The 21,632-nt window shown below is 59.6% G+C and carries 16 protein-coding genes and 1 tRNA gene; 13 read left to right on the top strand and 4 right to left on the bottom strand.

The features are described from left to right. The first annotated feature begins 10 nt into the window (after positions 1-10). The 3 genes from G3256_RS10885 (at position 11) to G3256_RS10875 (ending at position 3,063) form a co-directional block, all read left to right on the top strand. A complete protein-coding gene (locus tag G3256_RS10885) occupies positions 11-1,183 on the top strand; it encodes an SH3 domain-containing protein (RefSeq protein WP_169640838.1) in 1,173 nt (390 codons plus the stop codon). A gap of 325 nt (positions 1,184-1,508) precedes the next feature. Continuing rightward, positions 1,509-2,486, top strand: coding sequence for a helix-turn-helix transcriptional regulator (locus G3256_RS10880; RefSeq protein WP_169640837.1), 978 nt, complete (start codon positions 1,509-1,511; stop codon positions 2,484-2,486). A 193-nt stretch (positions 2,487-2,679) separates the two neighbouring features. After that, positions 2,680-3,063 (top strand): TIR domain-containing protein, encoded by a 384-nt coding sequence (locus G3256_RS10875; protein ID WP_343044393.1) that lies wholly within the window; start codon positions 2,680-2,682, stop codon positions 3,061-3,063. Between the two features lie 357 nt (positions 3,064-3,420). Here G3256_RS10875 and G3256_RS10870 read toward each other — a convergent pair. Beyond that, a tRNA-Thr gene (locus G3256_RS10870) sits at positions 3,421-3,496 on the bottom strand. Between the two features lie 139 nt (positions 3,497-3,635). Here G3256_RS10870 and G3256_RS10865 point away from each other — a divergent pair. After that, complete coding sequence (locus G3256_RS10865; protein WP_169640835.1) at positions 3,636-4,511, top strand: hypothetical protein; 876 nt, start codon at positions 3,636-3,638, stop codon at positions 4,509-4,511. A 41-nt stretch (positions 4,512-4,552) separates the two neighbouring features. Here the strand turns inward: G3256_RS10865 and G3256_RS10860 are convergent, their stop codons facing one another. Together G3256_RS10860 and G3256_RS10855 are read right to left on the bottom strand one after the other, a co-directional pair. Next, positions 4,553-5,866, bottom strand: a complete 1,314-nt coding sequence (locus tag G3256_RS10860; RefSeq protein ID WP_169640834.1) for a GH1 family beta-glucosidase — start codon at positions 5,864-5,866, stop codon at positions 4,553-4,555. A 2-nt stretch (positions 5,867-5,868) separates the two neighbouring features. Continuing rightward, a complete protein-coding gene (locus G3256_RS10855) occupies positions 5,869-6,900 on the bottom strand; it encodes a substrate-binding domain-containing protein (protein WP_169640833.1) in 1,032 nt (343 codons plus the stop codon). A 238-nt stretch (positions 6,901-7,138) separates the two neighbouring features. On the opposite strand from G3256_RS10855, the gene G3256_RS10850 reads away from it, so the two are divergent. From G3256_RS10850 to G3256_RS10810, 9 genes are all read left to right on the top strand, one after another. Beyond that, positions 7,139-8,494 carry an ABC transporter substrate-binding protein gene (locus G3256_RS10850; protein ID WP_169640832.1) on the top strand — a complete coding sequence of 452 codons (1,356 nt, stop codon included), beginning with the start codon at positions 7,139-7,141 and terminating at the stop codon, positions 8,492-8,494. 83 nt (positions 8,495-8,577) lie between these two features. Continuing rightward, positions 8,578-9,558: a carbohydrate ABC transporter permease gene (locus G3256_RS10845; RefSeq protein WP_169640831.1), complete on the top strand. Its 981-nt coding sequence runs from the start codon at positions 8,578-8,580 to the stop codon at positions 9,556-9,558. Between the two features lie 15 nt (positions 9,559-9,573). Next, positions 9,574-10,698 carry a carbohydrate ABC transporter permease gene (locus G3256_RS10840; RefSeq protein ID WP_169640830.1) on the top strand — a complete coding sequence of 375 codons (1,125 nt, stop codon included), beginning with the start codon at positions 9,574-9,576 and terminating at the stop codon, positions 10,696-10,698. A gap of 15 nt (positions 10,699-10,713) precedes the next feature. Next, positions 10,714-12,381, top strand: coding sequence for an alpha-glucosidase (locus G3256_RS10835; RefSeq protein ID WP_206040727.1), 1,668 nt, complete (start codon positions 10,714-10,716; stop codon positions 12,379-12,381). A gap of 14 nt (positions 12,382-12,395) precedes the next feature. Then, complete coding sequence (locus G3256_RS10830) at positions 12,396-13,496, top strand: ABC transporter ATP-binding protein (protein WP_169640829.1); 1,101 nt, start codon at positions 12,396-12,398, stop codon at positions 13,494-13,496. A 162-nt stretch (positions 13,497-13,658) separates the two neighbouring features. Further along, a complete protein-coding gene (locus tag G3256_RS10825; RefSeq protein WP_169640828.1) occupies positions 13,659-14,051 on the top strand; it encodes a DUF3307 domain-containing protein in 393 nt (130 codons plus the stop codon). 257 nt (positions 14,052-14,308) lie between these two features. Further along, positions 14,309-15,583, top strand: a complete 1,275-nt coding sequence (locus G3256_RS10820) for a TolC family protein (RefSeq protein ID WP_169640827.1) — start codon at positions 14,309-14,311, stop codon at positions 15,581-15,583. Then, positions 15,580-17,799 (top strand): type I secretion system permease/ATPase, encoded by a 2,220-nt coding sequence (locus tag G3256_RS10815; protein ID WP_169640826.1) that lies wholly within the window; start codon positions 15,580-15,582, stop codon positions 17,797-17,799. Before G3256_RS10820 ends, G3256_RS10815 begins: the two co-directional genes overlap by 4 nt. Next, positions 17,780-19,102 (top strand): HlyD family type I secretion periplasmic adaptor subunit, encoded by a 1,323-nt coding sequence (locus tag G3256_RS10810; RefSeq protein WP_169640825.1) that lies wholly within the window; start codon positions 17,780-17,782, stop codon positions 19,100-19,102. The genes G3256_RS10815 and G3256_RS10810 overlap by 20 nt, the downstream gene beginning before the upstream one ends. Here the strand turns inward: G3256_RS10810 and G3256_RS10805 are convergent, their stop codons facing one another. After that, positions 19,103-21,412 (bottom strand): CHASE2 domain-containing protein, encoded by a 2,310-nt coding sequence (locus G3256_RS10805; protein ID WP_169640824.1) that lies wholly within the window; start codon positions 21,410-21,412, stop codon positions 19,103-19,105. Positions 21,413-21,632: the final 220 nt, after the last annotated feature.

Genomic DNA, 21,632 nt, shown 5'->3' with positions numbered 1-21,632 from the left:
AGAACAGATAGTGACGCGAGCGACAAATTTTTTGCCAGTGATACCTGCGCTTCTGCTGGTGATCTTAACTCTCTGCGCCACATCGACGGTCGCACAAGCCCCGCGCGTTGAACGCGTGTCTTTTGATCCCGGGACATCCGGCACAGTAATCGACGACAGTATTCGGGGATACCAGATCGTAGATTATGTTCTGTCTGTTTCGGCTGGCCAGCGCATGGTTGTCGACATGACAACAAACAATGCCAGTTCGTATTTCAATGTCACGGGAGACGGTGCACGTGCGGCGGTTCATGTCGGATCGGCCGACGGGATGCACTTTGACAGCACGCTGCCATCCGGCGGTGACTGGGTGATCCGGGTTTACCTGACCCGCAACGCCGCGCAACGTGATGAACAGGCTGATTTCACGCTGTCAGTGCATGTCGGCGGTGCGATCCATATGCCGACCGACAGCGATTTCGCCGACAGCGATGCTGGCGGGCCGGACTACTGGCAGGTTACCGGGGCTTCAACACTGAATGTACGCAGGGGACCCTCGACATCAGCTGCCGTCATCGCGCGTGCGCATCGCGGTCAGGTTCTCCGCAATCTGGGATGCCAGACCACCGCTAACAACCGCTGGTGCCATGTGCAGTCGCAGAACAACCTGATCAACGGCTGGGCAGCTGGCCGTTACCTGACTGAAGGCAGCGCGCCCGGCAATGTTGCCACGGCCGATCGTGAGCCTGAATTCGAAGTGGATGCTATGGGCCCCGATTTCTGGGAAGTCACCCGTGTCCCGGCAGGCGACAAGCTGAACATCCGCTCGGGACCTTCAACGCGCTACAGCATTGTTGCGAGTGCCCGAAATGGCGCGCTGTTCCGCAATCTGGGGTGCCGCGGGCTGGGCGCGAAACGCTGGTGCCACGTGCAGACACCAGAGGGCAAATACGATGGCTGGGCGTCGGGCGCTTTCCTGCGTGAAGGAGCGCAGCAACCCTCCGACAACACGCCGATTACAATCCCATCCGGAAGCTCAGTTGGTCCCGACCTCCACCTTCGTGGAACCGGAGAGATGGAAGTGCGTTGGCCGGGCGGTTGCACGGTGCTCTATAATCCTGGTGGTCAGCAGATCAACGCGGGTTCAACCTGCTCTCAGGCGCAGTTGTTGGGTTCCGCATTGATCGTCAAACGTTTCATGTGATCCGGTTGACCGGCCGGGCAGACCAGAAGCGGTAATGGATCTTCAATTCATACGGGCGTCGGGATCGTCCCGTTGCCGGTTCGCTTTTTCGACCTGTCAAAGCTGACAAGCCAATGTTCTGACGTGCTCGGGTCGCCGGGAGAATCAACGGACCGACAAACCCGGCGTGTATTGCGAGACTTATCCGCATCGAGAGGGACATAGTCAAAAATATATATAACTCTTTAAAACTAATCGATATTTTTTGTCCGTGTCGCCAGGCAGACATATTGTTGTAGAATGAACTCAGAACTTTGTTCGCTGGTTTGAACTGCGGAAAGTGACTTTGATAGAATTCAGCTCCCAATCCTGGTTCGATGATCGTTCTTTTTCCGGCAAAGCCAGTTCGGTTTTTTACAGTGATCCGAAGTACTTCAAATTCGATGATGATATCGAATCGCGTTCCCTGAAAGTTTCACGCGCTACTCTTCCAGGGATAAGCTCGGACCTGCTTCATGTCAGAACAACCGGACATGATATCAGCGTAGTTGATGAACAGTCCATCACGGTGATGATGCCGGTTCACGGGAAGCTTGCGGTCAAAACTGCAGGACGAGAGTATCAGCTAGAGAACCGGTCCAGCCTGGCTCTTCTGCCCTCCCGACGTGATACCCGTGTTCGTCGTGGCGAGTTTGAGTGGTTTGAGGCGTACATGCTTAAGGCCCCGGTTTTTCCTGAGTTGCGAGACGGGTTGCTCGCTTCGGATTTGTCCGACCCGAGGCTCGAGATTCCGAGCAGTGACTCGACTGCGATGCATGATCTGGTTCAATACGTCATGAACGTGCTGGAGAAAGGTCTCGACAAGACGTTGCCAGTAAACTGGAGCACGCTGGCGGAGTTGCTGCTGGACGAACACATCCGCGCCATGTTCGAAATCACTCTGAAGGTGTCTGACGAATTCGGATCATCTGCATCAAACCGGACGGTTCTGAGCGCAATTGAATTTCTTCGTGACAATTTTCATCGGCCGCTTCGCCTGTCTGACATCGCGGCGGCTGTTGGTGTCTCGTCCCGCCGATTGCAGACTTCTTTCAGAAGCGTGACTGGTGAAACCCCCTGGTCGAGTCTTACGTCGATACGCCTCAGCAACGCGCGGCTTCGGCTCCTCAATCCTCGTCAGGATGAAACCGTGACACAAATTGCAGTTGGATGCGGGTTCAGCCATCTCGGACGATTTTCTCAGAAGTATAAAGAAAAGTTTGGAGAATTTCCGTCGCAATCCCTGGGCAAAAGCATTCGCACGTCAGCGCGCAAATCAGAGTGAACGGGTGTCGGTTATCCGTGGAAACAGCAGGGAGTAATTTAAGAAAAGGGGCGGACAGAAGAAACGTTGAATCTGAAAACCAGAGAGAAAACAGAAACACCAAGACTGATTCAAAGGGACTTTTGTAATGAAGACACGGCCTAGCCTTTGCGGTGGCAGTTGCGCGCACGTGGACTAGCAATTTCCTGAACGGATAAAGGTTTATCTTAAACCAATTTCGCGAGAATTTGGCCTTGAACTATGGGATGACACAAAATTGCAGGCTGGCGATGATTGGAAGGAGGAGATAGCGAAAGAAATCGAAGACTGCTCCGCTGCTATTTTGCTCGTGTCTGCGGATTTTCCAGCGTCTGATTTTATTGTGACAGAGGAGCTACCTCCACTTCTGGAAGCAGCAAAAAAACGGGTAGCGCGGATTATCCCCACCATAACTAAAGCATGCCTGTTCCCGGAAATCGATGAACTCTCGAAGTTCCAAGCGATTAACCCACCAAGTAAAGCCTTGATCACCATGACGGAAGGAGAGGCCGAGGAGGCATACTTAAAACTCGCCTCGACAATTAAGACGCTGCTTTGACGGCCTAAAGCCCAGCCCTTTCAGCCCGCTTTGCGAACTCGGTCAGTCGCGCCCCAGGAGCCCCATAGGTGCTCTCAGCGATCAGACACCATCCTGTCAAACTCTTGTATGATGGCCTGATACTTTCAGTGAAAGGCGAGGCCTTCGCGATTTTTGACGTGAACCTGCAGGGCTGGCTCACCAAGGGCCTCAGCACCATCTGTCGGAAATCGCCTTCTAAACCTCAGAACCCCGTTCGGGCGCTTGTCCACATGTTTGATTTTCGTGCTTAGGGCCATCTTTGTTTCCTCGATGTGTGTCGTGATAGACAGCCGAACGCCCAAAGATCAGGGAATTAAAGGGTTTATTAGAGAGAAATGGTGCCCCCACACGGACTCGAACCGCGGACCTACTGATTACAAATCAGTTGCTCTACCAGCTGAGCTATAGGGGCGCTGGGAGGTCGTTTAGTCAGTTTGACTGAATCGCGCAAGGGGGGATATGGCGTAAATTCAGAGGTTTTCGTTTAGGTTTGAACACATGTGCGTTGCAGGCTAGCCTGCGGTAACGATCGGGCAGGGTTCAGCATTTAAATGCAGCTGGTTTTTCACACAGGCGCACATTTCACCGAAGAAGACCGCCTGATCAAATGTCTGTTGCGCAACAAGGATGCCTTTCATGAGGAGGGGATCGCGGTGCCCGGTCCCGGGCGGTACCGCAAGCTTCTGCGGGACACCGTTGTCGCCATGGAAAATGCGCCCGTCGCACCTGATGCGCGTGAGGTCCTGTTTGACGCCATCCTGGAGGGCGGGCAGCCCGACCGCGTGCTTCTTTCTTTGCCGCATTTTTTCGGCGCCCCGCGTGCGGCGCTGCGCAGGGGGCAGCTTTATCCCAACGGGGCTGACAGGATGGCTCAGACAGCGCGGCTGTTCAACGTGGATGAGGTGACGCTCTGCATGGGGGTCCGCAATCCGGCGACCTTTCTGCCGCTGGCCTTTTCGGCTTCGCCGCGGGAGACGGCAGAGCACTTTACCGACGGTGTGGACCCGCGCGGGATCCGCTGGTCAGATACCTTTCTGCGGATCCGTGAGGCAGCGCCTGAAATCCCCGTTGTCGTCTGGTGTAATGAAGACGCGCCACTGGTCTGGAGCCAGGTTGTGCGCGAGATGGCCGGGCTTGATCATGGTGCCGCGGTCACAGGCGGCTTTGATCTGCTTGAAGACATCATGCAGCCCGACGGTGTGACGCGGTTCAACGATTATCTGAGCAAGCACCCCGACATGACCGAGATCCAGATCCGCCGCGTCATGGTGGCATTCCTCGACAAATACGCGCGTGATGAGGCGATCGAGGAAACGCTCGACATGCCCGGCTGGACCCATGATCTTGTGGACGAGCTGACTGAGCTTTACGACGAAGACATGCTGGAGATCGCGCGTATTCCCGGTGTCGAGGTGATCTCTCCCTGATCTCTACCATGGATCGCGGGGTTCGTGCCGGCGGCAGAATGTCAGCGCGCGAGCGCGTCCGCAATTGCGTGGTACGAAGCTTTTGGCGTCCGGTCCAGTGTTTCGAAATCCACATGAATGAGGCCAAAGCGTTTTTCATAACCCAGCGACCATTCGTAATTGTCCATCAGTGACCAGAACGTATAACCCGCCAGCGGCACGCCGGCCTGCATCGCGCGGCGCGCGGCAGCGAGGTGATCGTCAAGGTATTCCATCCGCTCTGTATCCGGACGCCCCGGAGCATCCGGGTTCGCAAGGCCGTTTTCGGTGATGTAGAGCGGCAGCGCGCCGGTATAATCTGTCTGCAGCCATTTGAGAATGTGTTCGAGGCCGCCGGGGTCGATCTCCCAGTCCATCTGGGTTTTTGGCAAAGGCCCGGGCACTTCCGCCGTGCCGGGCCATGCGCCGCCGGCGGGTGCGATCCGCTTGCAGGTATAGTAATTGACACCGAACCAGTCGAGCGGCGCACCGATCAGGTCAAAATCATCCTGCCAGCCTGTGGGCAAATGGGGACCAAGCCCCTCAAGAACCTCATCCGGGTAGGCGCCTTTAAACAGCCCGCCCACAAAGAAACGGTTATAGATCCCCTCATAGACCCGCGCCGCCCGCCGGTCTTCCGGCGTGTCGGACGCGGCATAGACACGTTCGAAATTACACACCGCGCCGAGGTTCCCGACCCCGGCTGCGCGCAGTGCCGCAATGCATCGCCCGTGTGCGAGCAGCACATGGTGCATCGCCCGGGCAGCCGCTCGGATATCGCGCAGTCCCGGCGCCTGCAGCCCCAGAAAATGCGACAGCCAGGCCACGCACCACGGCTCATTGATCGGGGCCACGCTGAATACACGATCCCCGATGCGGTCCATGATCACGGTCGCGAAATCGGCCAGCCAGTGGCTGACATCCGGGTTGGTCCAGCCGCCGAGATCAGCAAGGGCAGACGGCATCTCCCAGTGATAAAGCGTGACCATCGGGTTGAGATCGCGCGCCAGCAACCCGTCCACCAGCCGGTCATAAAAATCGAGCCCTTCCGGGTTGGGCGTGCCACGGCCTTCGGGCAGCACCCGCGCCCAGCTGGTTGAAAAGCGGTAGGCATCAAGACCCATTGCCTGCATCAGATCAAGATCATCCTCCATCCGGTGATAATGATCGCAGGCCGTGGCACCATCTTCGGCGCGCACGACATTGCCGGGGGTTGCGGCAAAGGTGTCCCAGTGGGTTCTGCCCGCGCCACCGAAAGCATGCCCCTCGATCTGGTAACTGGAGGTGGCCGCCGCAAACTGAAACCCGGGCGGGAAATCTGATCGGGAAAACTGCATTGCTAATCCTTTGCAGGGCAGGGGCCGGTGGAACTGCCCGATACCAGGGCGGCTTCCCAGAGCTCGGTCCGGGGTGGCCCGTCCGGCGACCGGATCTGTTCGATCAGCATCTCCGCACAGCGCCGGCCTGCATCACGGACCGATGACCGCATGGCGGTAAAGACAGGACGCGCCCCCCCGTTGGGCAAAAAGGAGATATCATCGTCAAAGCATGCCAGCGAAAGGTCCCTGCCCAGACGCAGACCTGCCTCCGCCGCTGCGCGCCGCACGCCAAGCGCCGGCACCACCGACGAGGTGATGAAGGCCGTGGGCGGGTGAGCGCCGGCCAGCATCGCCTGTGCTGCGGCAAATCCGTTCTGTTCGCTCATCTCTCCCGTGGTCATCAGATCCGGATCAGCGGCAACGCCGGCAGCCTTCAGCGCGCTGAGATACCCCGCGCGCCGGCGCAGCGCAAAATCGAGCCGTTCCTGGCCGTTGATGAACCCGATGCGGCGGTGGCCAAGTGACAGCAGATGCCCGGTCAGCACCTCGAAAGCCCGCAGATTATTCACATCGAGCCAGGAATAGGGCTGCTCTATCGCTGTTGCGCGCCCGTGAACGAGAAAGGGGATATTCAGCGCTGCCAGATGCGGAATGCGCGGATCCTCGCGCGTCGGTGACTGCAGGATGATCCCGTCCACAGCTCCGGTTTCGGCGGCAGTCCGGTAGGCCTCGAACTCCTGCGCATCGGGCACCACCGACAGGGTCATGTTATACCCGTTCAGGGAATAGACCTCACCCGCCCCGGCAATAAAATCGGCAAACACGATATTCACGATTTCATTGCGCCGCGACACCGGGATGATGTGCCCGATCGACATGGATTTCCCGGTGGCCAGTGTCAGCGCGCGACGGTTCGGACGGTAGTTAAACTTTTCGGCCGCGTCCGTCACCCTTCGGCGGGTAATTTCATTGACCTCAGGATAGCCGTTCAGTGCGCGGCTGACCGTGGTCTGTGACAGATTGAGCTGCTGTGAAAGCTCTTTGAGGTTCATCTTCTGTGTCCGTTGACCTGGTCCTGTTCGGGTCTGCACACTACGCCTGGGCGCGACGGTCGTCAAAGCACCGTGCGTGGCGGCGGCGCGGGCCCTGCTGCGGTGCTCTTACAGCCCTGAGTTGACACTCATACAGCCTTGCTTCACGGTTTTGCCATCCAAAGCGCTTTGGAGTGATTCTGAGCGCCTGAAAAATGAGCACGACGGTGTCGTTTGAGGCACCGCATGGGAGGAAATCATGACGGCACGACTTTACGCCGGCGCGGCTGCGCTGGCTCTGATCGCTGGAATCGCGCAGGCCGACGGGCACCAGCCCTTTGCAGTGGGCGAGGGCGACTTCAGCTGGGACAGCTACAACGAATTTGCGGACAGGTATGATCTCAGCGGTCAGACTGTGGAAATTACCGGTCCCTGGACGGGCAATGAAAAGGAAAAGGTCGACAAGGCTTTCTCCTATTTCACCTCCGCTACGGGTGCCACTGTGAACTATTCTGGCTCTGACAGCTTTGAGCAGGATATCGTGATCTCGACCCGGTCGGGCTCTGCGCCCAATCTCGCGGTCTTTCCGCAGCCGGGGCTGGCGGCCGATCTTGCGAGCCAGGGGATGCTGACACCGCTGCCCGAGGGCACATCCGAATGGGTGCGCGACAACTATGCCGCGGGCCAGTCCTGGGTCGATCTGGGCACCTATGCGGGAGCTGACGGTGCCGAAGATCTCTATGGCATGTTCTATCGCGTCGATGTGAAATCGCTGGTCTGGTATTCGCCGATCGCCTTTGATGAGTCCGGTTATGACATCCCTGAGACGATGGAAGAACTCAAGGAGCTGACCGATCTGATCGTCGAGGACGGCGGCACGCCGTGGTGTATCGGTCTGGGATCCGGAGCGGCGACCGGCTGGCCGGCAACCGACTGGGTCGAAGAGATGATGCTGCGTACGCAGTCGCCCGAAGACTACGATGCCTGGGTCTCCAACGAGATGAAGTTCGACGACCCCAGGGTCATCGCGGCCATGGACGAGTTCGGCTATTTCGCGCGCAACGATGATTATGTGAGCGGTGGTGCAACTGCAGTGGCCAACACCGATTTCCGCGACAGCCCGGCAGGTCTCTTTGCGATCCCGCCGGACTGCTACATGCACCGTCAGGCGTCTTTCATCCCGGCCTTTTTCCCGGAAGGCACGGTGGTCGGTGACGATGTGGATTTCTTTTACTTCCCGGCCTATGCCGACAAGGATCTGGGTAAGCCGGTTCTGGGGGCGGGCACGCTCTTTGGCATTACCAGCCCCTCGGATGCGACCATGGCTTTTGTCGAATGGCTGAAGACACCGATCGCTCATGAACTCTGGATGGCCCAGGGCGGGTTTCTGACACCGCATGCGGGTGTGAACTCTGAGACCTATGCGGAGGACAGCCTGCGCGCACAGGGCGATATCCTGCTCAATGCGACCACATTCCGCTTTGATGCATCTGACCTGATGCCGGGCGAAATCGGCGCGGGCGCCTTCTGGACCGGCATGGTGGATTACACCACCGGCGCCAGTGCCGAAGAGGTTGCCAAAGGCATCCAGGACCGCTGGGACGCGATCCAGTAAGAGACGACACGAGACCCGGCGCTGCATCAGCTGCGCCGGGCTGCTAGGCACAAAGCGTGCACTAACGTCTTGGGAGGGATGTCATGTCACCGCTGGTTCAGGGACTGCTGACGATTGTCATCGGCGTTGGCGGATGTATCGGATACTTCTGGCTGTCCAATCTCGTCCTCGATAAAGTAATCTTTCCGGCCCGGTCAGAAAACCCGGGGCGCAATATCAACCGCGCCAATCTGGTCCGGCCCTGGCTGTTTCTTTTTCCGGCGATGGCGGCGCTGGGGCTTTACCTTGTATATCCGGTGGTGGGCTCATTCTGGCGCTCGCTTTATAACCGCGCGGGTGATGAGTTTATCGGTTTCGGCAATTATTCCACCATGTTTGCCGATGACGGGTTCCAGACGGCCTTTCTCAACAATCTGCTCTGGGTCCTTGTTGTGCCCGCCGCCTCGACCTTTCTGGGCCTTCTGGTGGCGCAGCTTACCGACCGGCTGAAATGGGGCAATATCGCTAAATCCCTGATCTTCATGCCGATGGCGATTTCATTTGTGGGCGCCTCGCTGATATGGAAATTCGTCTATGCGAATAACGCTGACATCGGCCTGATCAACGCGATCCGGGATTTCTTTGGCGCCTCAGAACCCATCGACGTGCTGCAGGTGCGCTTCTGGAACAACTTCTTTCTGATGTTTATCCTCGTCTGGATCCAGACCGGATTTGCCATGGTGATCCTTTCGGCGGCCCTGCGCGGGATTCCGGAGGAAACCGTGGAGGCAGCGATCATCGACGGGGCCAACCCGTTCCAGGTCTTCTTTAAGATCAAGGTACCGCAGATCATGGGCACCATCGTCGTGGTCTGGACCACCATCACCATCCTCGTGCTCAAGGTTTTCGACATCGTCTACACCATGACGGGCGGGAACTTCGGCACCGAGATCCTGCCCAGTTACATGATGGCCTACATGTTCCGCGATGACGGGCGCGCGACTGCTGTCGCCTTTGTGATCATGATCGTCGTGCTGCCGGTGATGATCTGGAACATCCGCCAGGCGCGGGCAGAGATGCGCTGAGAGGGAACCGGAAACATGGATAATATCGCAGGTACAAAGTCGTCGCTCAGCTGGGCCGTCAACATCTCCGTGGTGCTGCTGGTGGTGCTCTGGCTGATCCCGACGGTGGGTCTGCTGGTCTCCTCCTTCCGGGATCGTGATCAGATTTCGGCCTCCGGCTGGTGGCTGTCGCCCTTCGCGGTGGAGCAGAACTTTCAGGCCCGTGCCCCGGCAGGCGAGGTGCGCCGCGAGGGCGACCTCTATGTCATCGAAGGCAACATCTTTGAGGACGGCGAGGGCCAGGTCATCCGCTTTGGTGGCATGCGCTCGGACCCCACGGCGAACGCTGCCGGAGAAACCGCCGATCTGCGCCGGGACAGGCTGCTGACGGTGCAGGAGAAAGGCGATTTCCGATACAGCTCGCCCGCCGAAATCAAACGCGACCCGAGTATATATTACTCAACCGCTACACCGCCGGAGTTCTCGCTGGATAACTATGACACCATCCTGAATTCAAACGGCATGGATGTGGCCTTTATCAACACGCTGACGGTCACGATCCCGGCAACGATTATCCCCATCCTGATCGCGGCCTTTGCGGCCTACGCGCTGGCCTGGATGGATTTTGTCGGGCGCGGGACGCTCATCGCGGCCGTCGTTGGCCTGCTCGTGGTGCCTTTGCAGCTGGCGCTCGTGCCGCTTTTGCAGTTTCACAACAGCATCGGCATCGGGCAGAGTTTCCTCGGCATCTGGATGGCGCATACCGGCTTCGGGTTACCACTGGCGATCTATCTTTTGCGCAACTACATGGTCGGCCTGCCGCGCGATATCATCGAAAGCGCCAAAGTGGACGGCGCCACTGATTTTCAGGTCTTTACCAAAATCGTGCTGCCACTCAGCTTCCCGGCGCTCGCGTCCTTTGCGATCTTCCAGTTCCTGTGGACCTGGAACGATCTGCTGGTGGCCAAGGTATTCCTGCCGTCGAACTCTGAATCCTGGGTGATGACCGTGAAGATCGCGGACGATCTGCTGGGCTCGCGTGGCGGCGACTGGGGCATCCTGGCGGCGGCGGCCTTTATTTCGATAGCCGTGCCGCTCATCGTCTTTTTCACCATGCAACGCTATCTGGTGCGCGGCCTGCTGGCCGGCTCGGTCAAGTAAAGAAGGCGCTCCCGCATGACCAGAATGGAACCCATGTCCGTGCCGCAGAACGCGCTCTCTGACGATGCCGACTGGTGGCGGGGGGCTGCGATTTATCAGATCTATCCGCGCAGTTTTCAGGACAGCAACGGCGATGGTATCGGGGATCTCTCTGGCATCATTCACCGGCTCCCCTATGTGGCGGAACTCGGTGTCGATGCGATCTGGATCTCGCCGTTTTTCCGCTCGCCGATGCTCGATTTCGGGTATGACGTATCGGATTACCGCGACATCGATCCGATGTTCGGCACGCTGGGGGATTTCGACGCGCTGATCGAGCGGGCGCACGCACTTGGCCTGCGGGTCATCATCGATCTGGTGATGAGCCATACCAGCGCACAGCATACCTGGTTTAAGGAAAGCCGGGCCTCGCGCGACAATGCAAAATCCGACTGGTACGTCTGGGCCGATCCGAAACCTGATGGTTCACCGCCCAACAACTGGCTGTCGATCTTCGGCGGTTCTGCATGGGAGTGGGATGCGGAGCGGATGCAGTATTACATGCATAACTTTCTGACCGAACAGCCCGACCTGAACTTCCACAACGCGGACGTCCGGAACGAACTGCTCGACATCACCCGCTTCTGGCTTGAGCGGGGCGTGGACGGCTTCCGGCTGGATACGGTGAACTTTTATGTGCATGATAAAGAGCTGCGCGATAACCCGCCGCTGGCGGAGGAAGAGCGCAATGACAATACGGCTCCGTCGGTGAACCCGTATAACTTTCAGGATCACCTCTGGGACAAAACGCAGCCTGAAAACATCGATTTCCTGCGGAGCTTCCGGGCCCTGCTGAACGAATACCCCGGCACCACGGCAGTGGGTGAGGTGGGCGAGAGCCAGCGCGGCATGGAGGTACAGGCGCAGTACACCGCCGGCGATGACCTGCTGCACATGTGCTATGACTTTGCTTTTCTCGCAAGCGCCTATCCGACGGGCCCGCATGTCGGCGCCATCCTGGAAAAATTCAACCGGATCGTGACTGAAGGCTGGGCCTGCTGGGCCTATTCCAACCATGACGTCGTGCGCCATGCCACGCGCTGGGGCATGAATGAGCCGGTGCTGCGGCTTTATGCCGGGCTTTTGATGAGCCTCAAAGGGTCTGTCTGTCTCTATCAGGGCGAAGAGCTCGGCCTGACAGAGGCCTACGTGCCCTATGAGGATCTTCAGGACCCCTACGGCAAGCGGTTCTGGCCGAAATTCAAGGGACGCGACGGCGCGCGCACCCCTTTTCCCTGGACGCGCGACAATCACAACGGCGGGTTTACAGACAGCAAACCATGGCTGCCGGTGGCCGTCGAACACGTGGAGCGCGCGGTACAGGCCCAGCAGGAAGACCCGTCGTCGACTCTGCAGTTTTACCGCCGGATGCTGGCGTTCCGCAAAGCGCATCTGCCGCTGCTGAAAGGTGATATCGACGTCCTGAGTGCGACGGAGGATCAGATTACCTTTCTGCGCAGCTTTGAAGGTGCGCAGGTTTTCTGCGCCTTCAATCTGAGCGACGCGCCGGTGCAGATCAAGCTGCCCGAGGGCTCCTGGGAGACAGACACCAGAGCACCGTTTGAATTCAACGAAACGGCGGAAGGCATCAGCCTGCCGCCACATCAGGCGTTCTTTGCGTCTGGCGTCCCGGCACAGGGCTGAAGGGAGAGCACGTAATGGCAAATCTGAAACTCACTGATGTGGGCAAGGCATACGGAGGCACGGTCGAGGTTCTTAAAGACATCAACCTCGACATTACGACCGGCGAACTCATCGTCTTCGTCGGGCCTTCGGGTTGTGGTAAATCGACCCTGTTGCGGATGATTGCGGGGCTGGAGAAAATCACCTCGGGCGAGCTGCAGATTGACGGTGACCGGATGAACGACGTGCCGCCGGCACAGCGCGGCATCGCAATGGTCTTCCAGTCCTATGCGCTTTATCCGCATATGACCGTGCGCGACAACATGGCCTTTGCGCTGAAGCTTGCGAAGAAATCCACCGAAGAAATCGACGCTGCCGTCAACCGCGCCGCCAAAGTGCTGCAGCTCGACGAATATCTGGATCGCCTGCCCAAGGCGCTTTCGGGCGGGCAGCGCCAGCGGGTTGCCATCGGCCGGTCCATCGTGCGCGATCCCAAAGTTTATCTCTTTGACGAACCGCTCTCGAACCTCGACGCGTCATTGCGTGTCGCCACCCGGATCGAAATCGCGCAGCTCAAGGAGAGCATGCCCAATTCGACGATGATCTATGTCACCCACGATCAGGTCGAGGCGATGACCCTGGCGAGCCGGATCGTGGTGCTTGCCAATAAGGGTATCGCACAGGTCGGCACCCCTCTGGAACTTTACGAAAAGCCCGAGAACGAATTCGTGGCCCAGTTTATCGGGTCGCCTGCGATGAACCTGCTGCCCGGAGAGATCACCGGCACAGGGCCTGTCACGCGGGTCAGGGTCGCAGCCGGGCAGGGCGAGATCGAAGCCGGTATCCCCACACGGGACAGCGATATGGGGCTGAAGGTCAACGTGGGTATCCGCCCCGAAGATATGGTCCAGACCGATGCCGAAAACTATGCGTTCCGCGGTGAGGTGGAAATCGTCGAAGCCCTTGGCGAGGTAACACAACTCTATTTTGCAAAAGAAAGTCCGGAGAGCGCGTCCGTGATCGGTAAACTGCCGGGCATCCACGCAGATGTCCGCGGCAAGACGCTGCATATGACGGCAGATCCATCGAAAGTGCACATTTTCTCCAACGGTCACTCATTGCTCTATCGCGACTAATTCACTTAATACGTGTATCCAGCAGAGGCAATCCACCCGGGTTCCCCGACGCAGAGCCCTGAAACGGGGTTTCCGACAGGGTTTAGCAGGAGATGCGGATTTACAGGCCGGTCTCCGTCGCATTAATCTGGCTTAAGGCGGCGGTGTTTGGAAGGACACGAATTGACTGAACCTTTTGGTGCGTTACTGGTGCTATTGTGTTTGCTGCAGATCAAACACATGTTTGGCGATTACTTTCTTCAGACCAGAAGCATGCTGGACGGGCGTGATCAGTATCTTCACACAGGCCGTTTTCTGCATGCCGGGATCCACGCCGCAGGCTCTGCAATTGCCTTTGCGCTGATCGGTGCGCCGGTCGGGTTCTTCCTCCCTCTGGTGCTGGCCGAATGGGCTGTGCACTTTCACATCGACTGGTGGAAAGGGCGTCTCACGTCGGATCAGAACCTGACACCGGCCGACGCTGCATACTGGCGCGCCTCGGGGATTGATCAGGCTTTGCACCAGCTGACCTATGTGGCCATGATCGGCATCTGGCTGCTCTGGGCCACCGGCTGAGCACACCGGACGGGAGGAAAGGCCCCCGCCCGGAAAACGCGCCCCGGCCGGATTTTGTTTATACCAAACAGTCTTCTGCACGATTGCTTTTTCCCGAAATCAGGGTACCGTAACGTCACCGGATCTGATCCGGGGCCGGTAATATGGCGGGGGATTAATTTAAATTGATACGAATTCTTTTTTATATACAGTGCTTTACGCTATTACTTCTGAGCCCGGTTACCGCAGAGAGTCTGCGGGACGCTGTAAGGTTCGCCGTGACGACAAACCCGTCGGTTAAGGCCACGGAATTTGAAATGCGCACTGCGGCATGGGAGTTGCTGGAGCTTGAAGGGCAGTATCTGCCCGTCGTGACGGTGACCGGAGAGACCGGATACCAGCGTGTGGACGATCCCAGTTCGCTCTCGGCTGCCGACAACGATGTGACCAAAGCCCGTAATCAGCTTGGCGTGCGGGCCGAGATCATTCTGTTTGACGGTTTCCGCCGTTCGAACCTGGTCTATGCCAGTGCAGCGCGGGTCGATGGCAGCATCTACCGACTGCTGGATGCCTCCGAAACCATGGCGCTGAATGCGGTCGAGGCCTATATCGATGTGTATCGGCACCGCGCCCTGCTGGTGGTCGCACGTCGGAATATCGAAAAACACGTGGAGATCGGACGGCGCGTCACCGACCTGGTTGAGGGCGGGCGGCTGCCCTTCAGCGACCAGCTCACCATCGAAGACAGAATCCGCTCAGCCCGGCTTGCAGAGCTTGAGGTGCAGCGGGCGCTGCGTGATGCCAGCGCGCGCTATGAACGCGTGGTCGGACGCGCGCCGTCGGGTGGCATGAGCACACCGCGTGCCGCAGCACCGGCCTCGCTGGAAGCGCTGACCGCAACGGCATTGCAGAACAGCTACCGTCTGCAGTTTGCCCGCACCCAGATCGATCAGGCGCGCTTTGAGGGCGAAGTGGCGCTGGCTGACCGCTATCCGCAGCTGACGCTGGGTGCCGGCCTGTCCCGCGACATCAACCGCAACGGTGTCTCTGGTACCCGGACCGATGAGACCATAGGGATCGGTCTGCGCTGGACGCTCTGGCAGGGCGGGCGGGTCGCAGAGAGAAACGCGATTGCCTCGAAGAACAGCCGCGCGATGGCGGCACAGTCGGTGGCGGTACGCGAAGTGCGGGAGCTTTCAGCACGGACCTGGAATACCTATCGCACAAACCTGGAACGCTCGGGCCAGCTGCGCGAACAGCTGCGCATAAACCGCTCTATCGTAGAGGTGTACGGCGACGAGTTCGAAGCAGCAAAACGCACCCTGCTGGATCTTCTCGAAGTTGAGCGCGCGCGGTTTAACGTGGAATTTGAAAGCGTCGGCGCCGAAGCCGGTCTGGTCTTCAGCACCTACCGCGCGCTGGCGGCCCAGAGCCGGCTTGCCGAACACTTCGGGCTGCCCAAAGCACAGCTGGCACTGAACCCGCAGTTTCAGGACCGCGCGAAAGTCAGCCCGACCAATGTCTTTAACGTGACCATTGAGCCTCTGAAATGACCCCCGCAGATGGCACAGCCGCTAAGGCCGTGTCAGAGCGCCCGCCCGCGTCTGAACCGGTGGGCGATGTGTCGCCCGATCTTAAGGTACTGCACTGGCTGGCGCAGGCGTTCAGCCGACCCTGGTCCGAGGCCGCCGTGTGCGCGCGCCTGCCCGGTGGTCTGGAACTCTCCGACCCCGCAGCACTGGCCCGCGCCCTTGAGACGATCGGGTTGCGGGCGCGCATTATCCTGCGGGACCCCGGGACAACGGACCCTGTGGCCCTGCCGTTTGTGGTGTTCCGCAAAGAGGGCACACCGCTTATCGTGACCGGCCTGCCGGGTCGTAAAACAGCCGAAGTGACCGATCCGGCGCGCGGCAGCCATACCGAAGAAATCCCGTTGCGCAAACTGCGCCGCATGATCCGTCCGCAGCTGATGCTGGTCACGGTGGCAGGTGACCGAGCGGCGACCATGCTGTCGCCTCAGGCCGCGCGGATGTCTGAGCCCCGGGGCCACTGGTTCTGGGCCCCGGTGCGGGCCAATCGGGCCAACTGGGCCCAGGTGGTGATTGCAGCGCTGCTGCTCAATGTGCTCGCTCTGGCCCTGCCGCTCTTTGTCATGAACGTCTATGACAAGGTGATCCCCAACCTCGCCTATGTGACGCTCTGGACACTTGCGGTGGGCGTTGGCCTGGCCCTGGCGCTGGATTTCATGATGCGCACGATCCGCGCCAACATCCTCGAAAATGTGGGCCGCCGCGTTGACCTCAAGGTGGCCGCCTCGCTCTTTCGACAGGCGATGCAGGCGCGTCTGCTCGACCGGCCGGGCGGGGCTGCGGGCATTGCCAGCACGATCCGCGATTTCGAGGTGGTGCGGGAGTTTTTTGCCTCGGCGACCTTTGTTGCCGTCATTGATCTTTTCTTCATCGGCATCTTTGTGGCCGCGCTGTTTTTCATCGTCGGGCCGGTGGCCTTTGTGCCGCTCTGTGCCGTGCCTGTGGTTCTGGTGCTGGCGCTGCTGGCACAGATGCCCCTCGGCCGGGCGGCGGACCGTGCGCAGCAGATGGCCACCAAACGTCATGTGGTGCTGGTGGAATCGCTCGCCGGCATTGAGACCATCAAGAGCCTCGGTGCAGAGCCGGTCATGCAGCGGGAATGGGAAACCGCTGTGGCCGCATCCTCTCAGGTCAGCGGGCGCACGCGGTTCTGGTCGGGCGTCGCCTCCAACGGCACCATGCTCGTCCAGCAATCGGTCAGCGTCCTGATCATTGTCTGGGGTGTTTTCCTGGTTTCAGAAGGCCGGATCACCATCGGCGGGCTCATTGCGGCCAACATATTGGCGGGCCGCGTTCTGTCCCCGCTCGGCACCATTGCCCAGACCATTTTCCGCGCGCAATACGCCTTTCGTGCGCTCGCGGCGCTGAACGGATTCATGAAGCTGCCGGTCGATGAGCAGGGCCCGGTGGGTTCGGATGCAGCGGTGCGTCAGGGGGCGGTGAGCCTGCGCAAAGTGCATTTCCGCTATCCCGAAGCACAGGTGCCTGCGCTTGATGGCCTGAGCTTTGACGTGAAACCCGGTGATTGTGTGGCCCTTCTGGGCCGTGTGGGCTCAGGCAAAACGACCGCCGGGAAAATCATCAGCGGGCTCATGCCGGCAGACAGCGGCACCGTTCTGATCGACGGTATCTCCATTGAGCAGTTCGAGCCGGCAGAGCTGCGCCGCGGCATCGGCTATCTGCCGCAGACGCCTGAGCTGTTCACCGGCAGCCTGCGGGAGAACCTCGTGATCGGCACGCCGGGCGCTACCGATGAGGCCATTCACCGCGCGCTCTGGTATGCTGCCATGGATGAGTTTCTGGCGGCGACGCCGGAGGGGCTCGATCTTTTCATCGGGGAACAGGGCAGGCGGCTCTCGGGTGGTCAGCGCCAGGGTGTGGCGCTTGCGCGTCTTTTGTTGCGTGAGCCTGCGATGCTGTTTCTGGATGAGCCGACAAACGCGATGGACCAGCGTATGCAGGGCCAGATCATCGCGCGCCTGCAGGATCTGAACGCTGCCGGAACCGGCATGATGATCTGTACGCACCGACAGTCTCTTGCTGCCATGGCAGACCGGCTCATTGTGATCGATCACGGGCGCGCGGTGCTCAATGGTCCGCGCGATCAGGTGATGCAGAAACTGCGCTCTATGGGCGCTGCGGGCACCGGGAGGACAGAAGATGTTCGGCAGCCGGATTGAGGACGATTTCGCCAACAACATAACGGCTGCCGAAGCTGCTGTGCGTGAGCGCGGCCCCTGGCGGTTGCTGCTGGCGGTGGCTGCGGGTCTGGGGGCGTTTCTGTTCTGGGCCGCCTCTTTCGAGATCGAAGAAACGGCGCGGGCCACGGGCCGGGTAATCCCGTCTCAGCAGGTTCAGGTGGTGCAGAGCGCCGAGGGCGGTATCGTGCGCAAAATTTCAGTGCGCGAAGGCGATATCGTCGGCGCGGGCGACGTGCTGATGCAGATCGACGACACCAGGTTTGATGCAGAGCGCGGCGAACTCATGGAACGCGAAGAGGCCGTGCTCGCGGAAATGACCCGGCTGGAGGCCGAGGCCGTCTATGCCAGCGCGCTGAATTTCCCGGCCGGTCTGGTCGCGCGCAATCCGCTGGCCACAGCCGCTGAGGAACAGGTGTTCATCTCCCGCCGCGAACAGCTCAAACGCGAGCTTGAGGTGCTGCAGTCGCAACTGATGCAGCGCAGCAGCGAGCTTGACGAACTGCGCGCGATCCGGGAGCGCACACGCGCCGTAATCGCCCCGCTGGCGGAGGAGATCAGCCTGACGCAGGACATGTTTGACCGCGGGCTGGTGCCGCAGATCGAGCTTTTGCGCCTGCAGTCGCGTTTTGCCGAGCTTAACGGTGATCTGGCCGTGAGCGAAGCCGGCGAGCCGCGTCTGCAGGCCGCCATCCGTGAGGCGCAGAACCAGATTGACGCCGCGCGCTCGGCTTATGTGCTCTCTGCGCGCCAGCGGCTGGCGACGCTGCAGCTGGAACTGGCTGTGGCGCAGGAAACACTGCGCAGTGCAAATGACCGTATTACCCGGGCACGGCTGCGCGCGCCGGTGCGTGGCACCATCAACCGCGTGCACACCACGACCATCGGCGCGGTGGTGCAGCCCGGTGCGGCCCTGATCGAAATTGTACCCATCGATGACAGCCTGCTGATTGAGGCGGATCTGGGGCCGCGCGACATCGCCTTTGTCAGCACCGGTGAGGCGGCCTCGGTCAAGATCTCGGCCTATGACTACCTCATCTACGGGGCGCTGGACGGAGAGGTGGTCCGCATCGGCGCGGATACCATCACCACGGGCGAGGGGATCGAAAGCTTCCGCGTCATCGTGCGCACGGAAAAATCCTATCTGGGCACGGATGAAAACCCGCTGCCGATCACACCTGGCATGATTGCGCAGGTCGATATCCGGACCGGTGAGAAAACCGTGCTGTCATATCTGGCAAAACCGGTTCTGCGGGCCCGGGGAGAAGCCTTCCGGGAACGCTGATTATTTGCGGGTGGAGGCATAAACACCGTCCCAGTCAGGCCCGGGCGGGGCGGCACGCAGATCGGCAACCCGGCTTTCATACATTTCGATGTAATCCTCAAGGCCGATGCTCAGAGCGCGGAATTCAGCGCGCAGACGCGGCAGTGCTTCTTCCACTGCATCCCAGTTCTGCTCGCGGTAAGCCTGTAACATCAGACCGTTGCGACCAAAGGCGCGCAGGAACGCCGGATCGTTCTGCATCTGCTGATCACCCAGCAGACCAAAGATGTTTTCCGGCACCTCTTTGCCGACCACCCGGATCACATCAAGTTCCATCACGGCAAAGCTGCCCCGAACCTCTTTCGCTGTGGTCTGGCCGAGTATGATCGGGCAGCCATAGTACCGCGACTGGCCCTCAAGCCTTGAGGCCACATTCACCGGATCCCCGAGCGCGGTATAGTCAAACCGGGTCTCACTGCCCATGTTGCCGACCACGCACTGGCCGGTGTTGATCCCGATGCCGACATTTATCCGCTGCACGTCTTCGGCCGCCAGATGTTTCTTTTTGCCGGGTCCCCGTTTCGCGCTGCTCTCGCTCATCCGCCGCGCGTTGAAGGCTTCGACATCTGCGATCATCCTCAGGGCCGCGTGGCAGGCCTCGCGGGCGTGATCGGGGTTATCGAGCGGTGCGTTCCAGAACGCCATGACCGCGTCGCCCATGAACTTATCGATCGTCCCTTTGTGATCCATGATGGCCTGGGACAGAATGGTCAGAAAGCGGTTCATCAGAAGGGTCAGCGCTTCGGGATTGTCCCGGAAGCCTTCGGCAATTGCGGTAAAACCGCGCACATCACTGAAGAGCAGCGTCAGATCGCGGCTCTCTCCGCCCAGTGTCAGCTGACCCTGGTTCTGGCTCAGCTGTTCAACCAGATCAGGCGATACATACTGCCCGAATGCGCTCCGGATCTGCTGACGCTGACGTTCCTCGCGCAGGTAATTGACGGTCGAGATCAGCATGATGGCAGTGGTTGTGGCAAGCACCGGAAAGGTCGGATCGAGCAGGATGCGGTTTTCCCAGAACATATAGTAAGATGCGCCCACATAGGCTCCGAGCAGCAGAACAGAGGAGAAAATCAGCACTCTCCCCGAAAGGCCGGGTGCAAAGATGATCACCAGTGCACAGAGCGTGAATGTGATGACGAGCTCGACGGCGATGGTGTAATTCGGCCGGCTGAGCAGTGTTTTCGCCATGATGTTTTCAAGCACCTGAGCATGGATCTCGACCCCGGCCATCGGCACACCCAGCGGCGTGGCGCGAAAATCCTCAAGACCGATCGCAGAAGTGCCGACGAGAACGAGATGGCCGGACAGGCGACCGGGCGGCATGCGACCGTTCAGCAGATCAGCGGCCGGGACATAGCGAGACCGGGACGACGGCGTGAGATAGGGCCAGACCGTACCGTCCTGCGCCGTGGGGATCAGCTGGCGGGCGAGCACAACGCCCTCGATCCCGGCGTCATTGGTGCGGATCGCATATGTTCCGCCACCGGTGGCCACGCGCAGCAGTTCCGGTGTAAGCCCGAGCCGTATCCTGCCCTGTACCAGCATCACCAGCGGCACCCGCCGGTAAACCCCGTCGGCATCCGGACGGGTGGCGAACATACCGTGACCCGAGGCGTTCTGCTCCAGCGCGGGAAGGTTCAGCAGGATATCCGGAAAACTGAGCAGATAGGGCGCCGGATCCGGCCCGATCAGCGCAGGCGGCCGGTCAGTCATCTCGCGTTTTTCCGTGCGGTTACCGGCCTGGGTGCGGACTGTGGCCTGGCCGACAATCACCCGTGACCGGGCAAAGGCATCCGCGAGCACAGCATCGTTTTCCGGCAGAGCGGCCAGCCCGGAGGCCAGCGCGGGCGGCATATCGGGGTTATCGCGGGCGATCTGTGGTGGCGACAGCCGGTCGGGTTCGGAAAACACGATATCGAAACCGATGGCGGCGACGCCGTCCTGCGTGGCCAGATCGACCATTTCAGCAATGCGCGTCCGCGGCCAGGGCCACTGGCCGATTTCGTCAATGCTGTTGTCGTCCACATCGATGATGGCAACCGGCAGCGGGGCCATTTCACGCGGTTTGGACTGGTGGTAGAAATCAAAAGCGGCATTTCGCAGGGTGGCGACCACCTGGGGATCACCGACGCGAATCACCAGACCAAAGATCAGGCCGATAAAGGCAACGACACGGACCCACCCGAGCCATTTTGAAAACCACTCCTGCACGGCTGCCCTGTCCTGAAGGCCCGAAAAGCCAATGATATCCGGGCGTAAGCGACGCATTCGCTGCCCCTGCGTCAACTAAGGCACTGAATCGCATCCAGGATCAACCCTGCGAAACAGAGCACATTGTTTCCATTTTGTTAATAAATGCTGTAAGATGTTGCTTTCAGTAAGATTATGTCATTTTTTTGTCTTTTATCGGGCGTAGTGTGTGGTTCTTCACATACGCACCGGATGTGTATCAGTAAAAATGTCTGAAAATACGCAACCGGGAATTAAC

Origin of the sequence: Roseobacter ponti (assembly GCF_012932215.1) — a bacterium.
In the GTDB taxonomy this organism is placed as follows: Bacteria; Pseudomonadota; Alphaproteobacteria; order Rhodobacterales; family Rhodobacteraceae; genus Roseobacter; species Roseobacter ponti.
The sequence above is the reverse complement of the archived record's forward strand: the minus strand, read 5'-3'. Positions and strand labels throughout refer to the sequence as shown.

Coding starts and splice junctions, on each gene's coding strand:
- G3256_RS10865 (WP_169640835.1), top strand. CDS start 3,636: ATGCAGCTGGTTTTTCACACAGGCGCACATTTCACCGAAGAAGACCGC.
- G3256_RS10860 (WP_169640834.1), bottom strand. CDS start 5,866: ATGCAGTTTTCCCGATCAGATTTCCCGCCCGGGTTTCAGTTTGCGGCG.
- G3256_RS10855 (WP_169640833.1), bottom strand. CDS start 6,900: ATGAACCTCAAAGAGCTTTCACAGCAGCTCAATCTGTCACAGACCACG.
- G3256_RS10850 (WP_169640832.1), top strand. CDS start 7,139: ATGACGGCACGACTTTACGCCGGCGCGGCTGCGCTGGCTCTGATCGCT.
- G3256_RS10845 (WP_169640831.1), top strand. CDS start 8,578: ATGTCACCGCTGGTTCAGGGACTGCTGACGATTGTCATCGGCGTTGGC.
- G3256_RS10840 (WP_169640830.1), top strand. CDS start 9,574: ATGGATAATATCGCAGGTACAAAGTCGTCGCTCAGCTGGGCCGTCAAC.
- G3256_RS10835 (WP_206040727.1), top strand. CDS start 10,714: ATGACCAGAATGGAACCCATGTCCGTGCCGCAGAACGCGCTCTCTGAC.
- G3256_RS10830 (WP_169640829.1), top strand. CDS start 12,396: ATGGCAAATCTGAAACTCACTGATGTGGGCAAGGCATACGGAGGCACG.
- G3256_RS10815 (WP_169640826.1), top strand. CDS start 15,580: ATGACCCCCGCAGATGGCACAGCCGCTAAGGCCGTGTCAGAGCGCCCG.
- G3256_RS10810 (WP_169640825.1), top strand. CDS start 17,780: ATGTTCGGCAGCCGGATTGAGGACGATTTCGCCAACAACATAACGGCT.
- G3256_RS10805 (WP_169640824.1), bottom strand. CDS start 21,412: ATGCGTCGCTTACGCCCGGATATCATTGGCTTTTCGGGCCTTCAGGAC.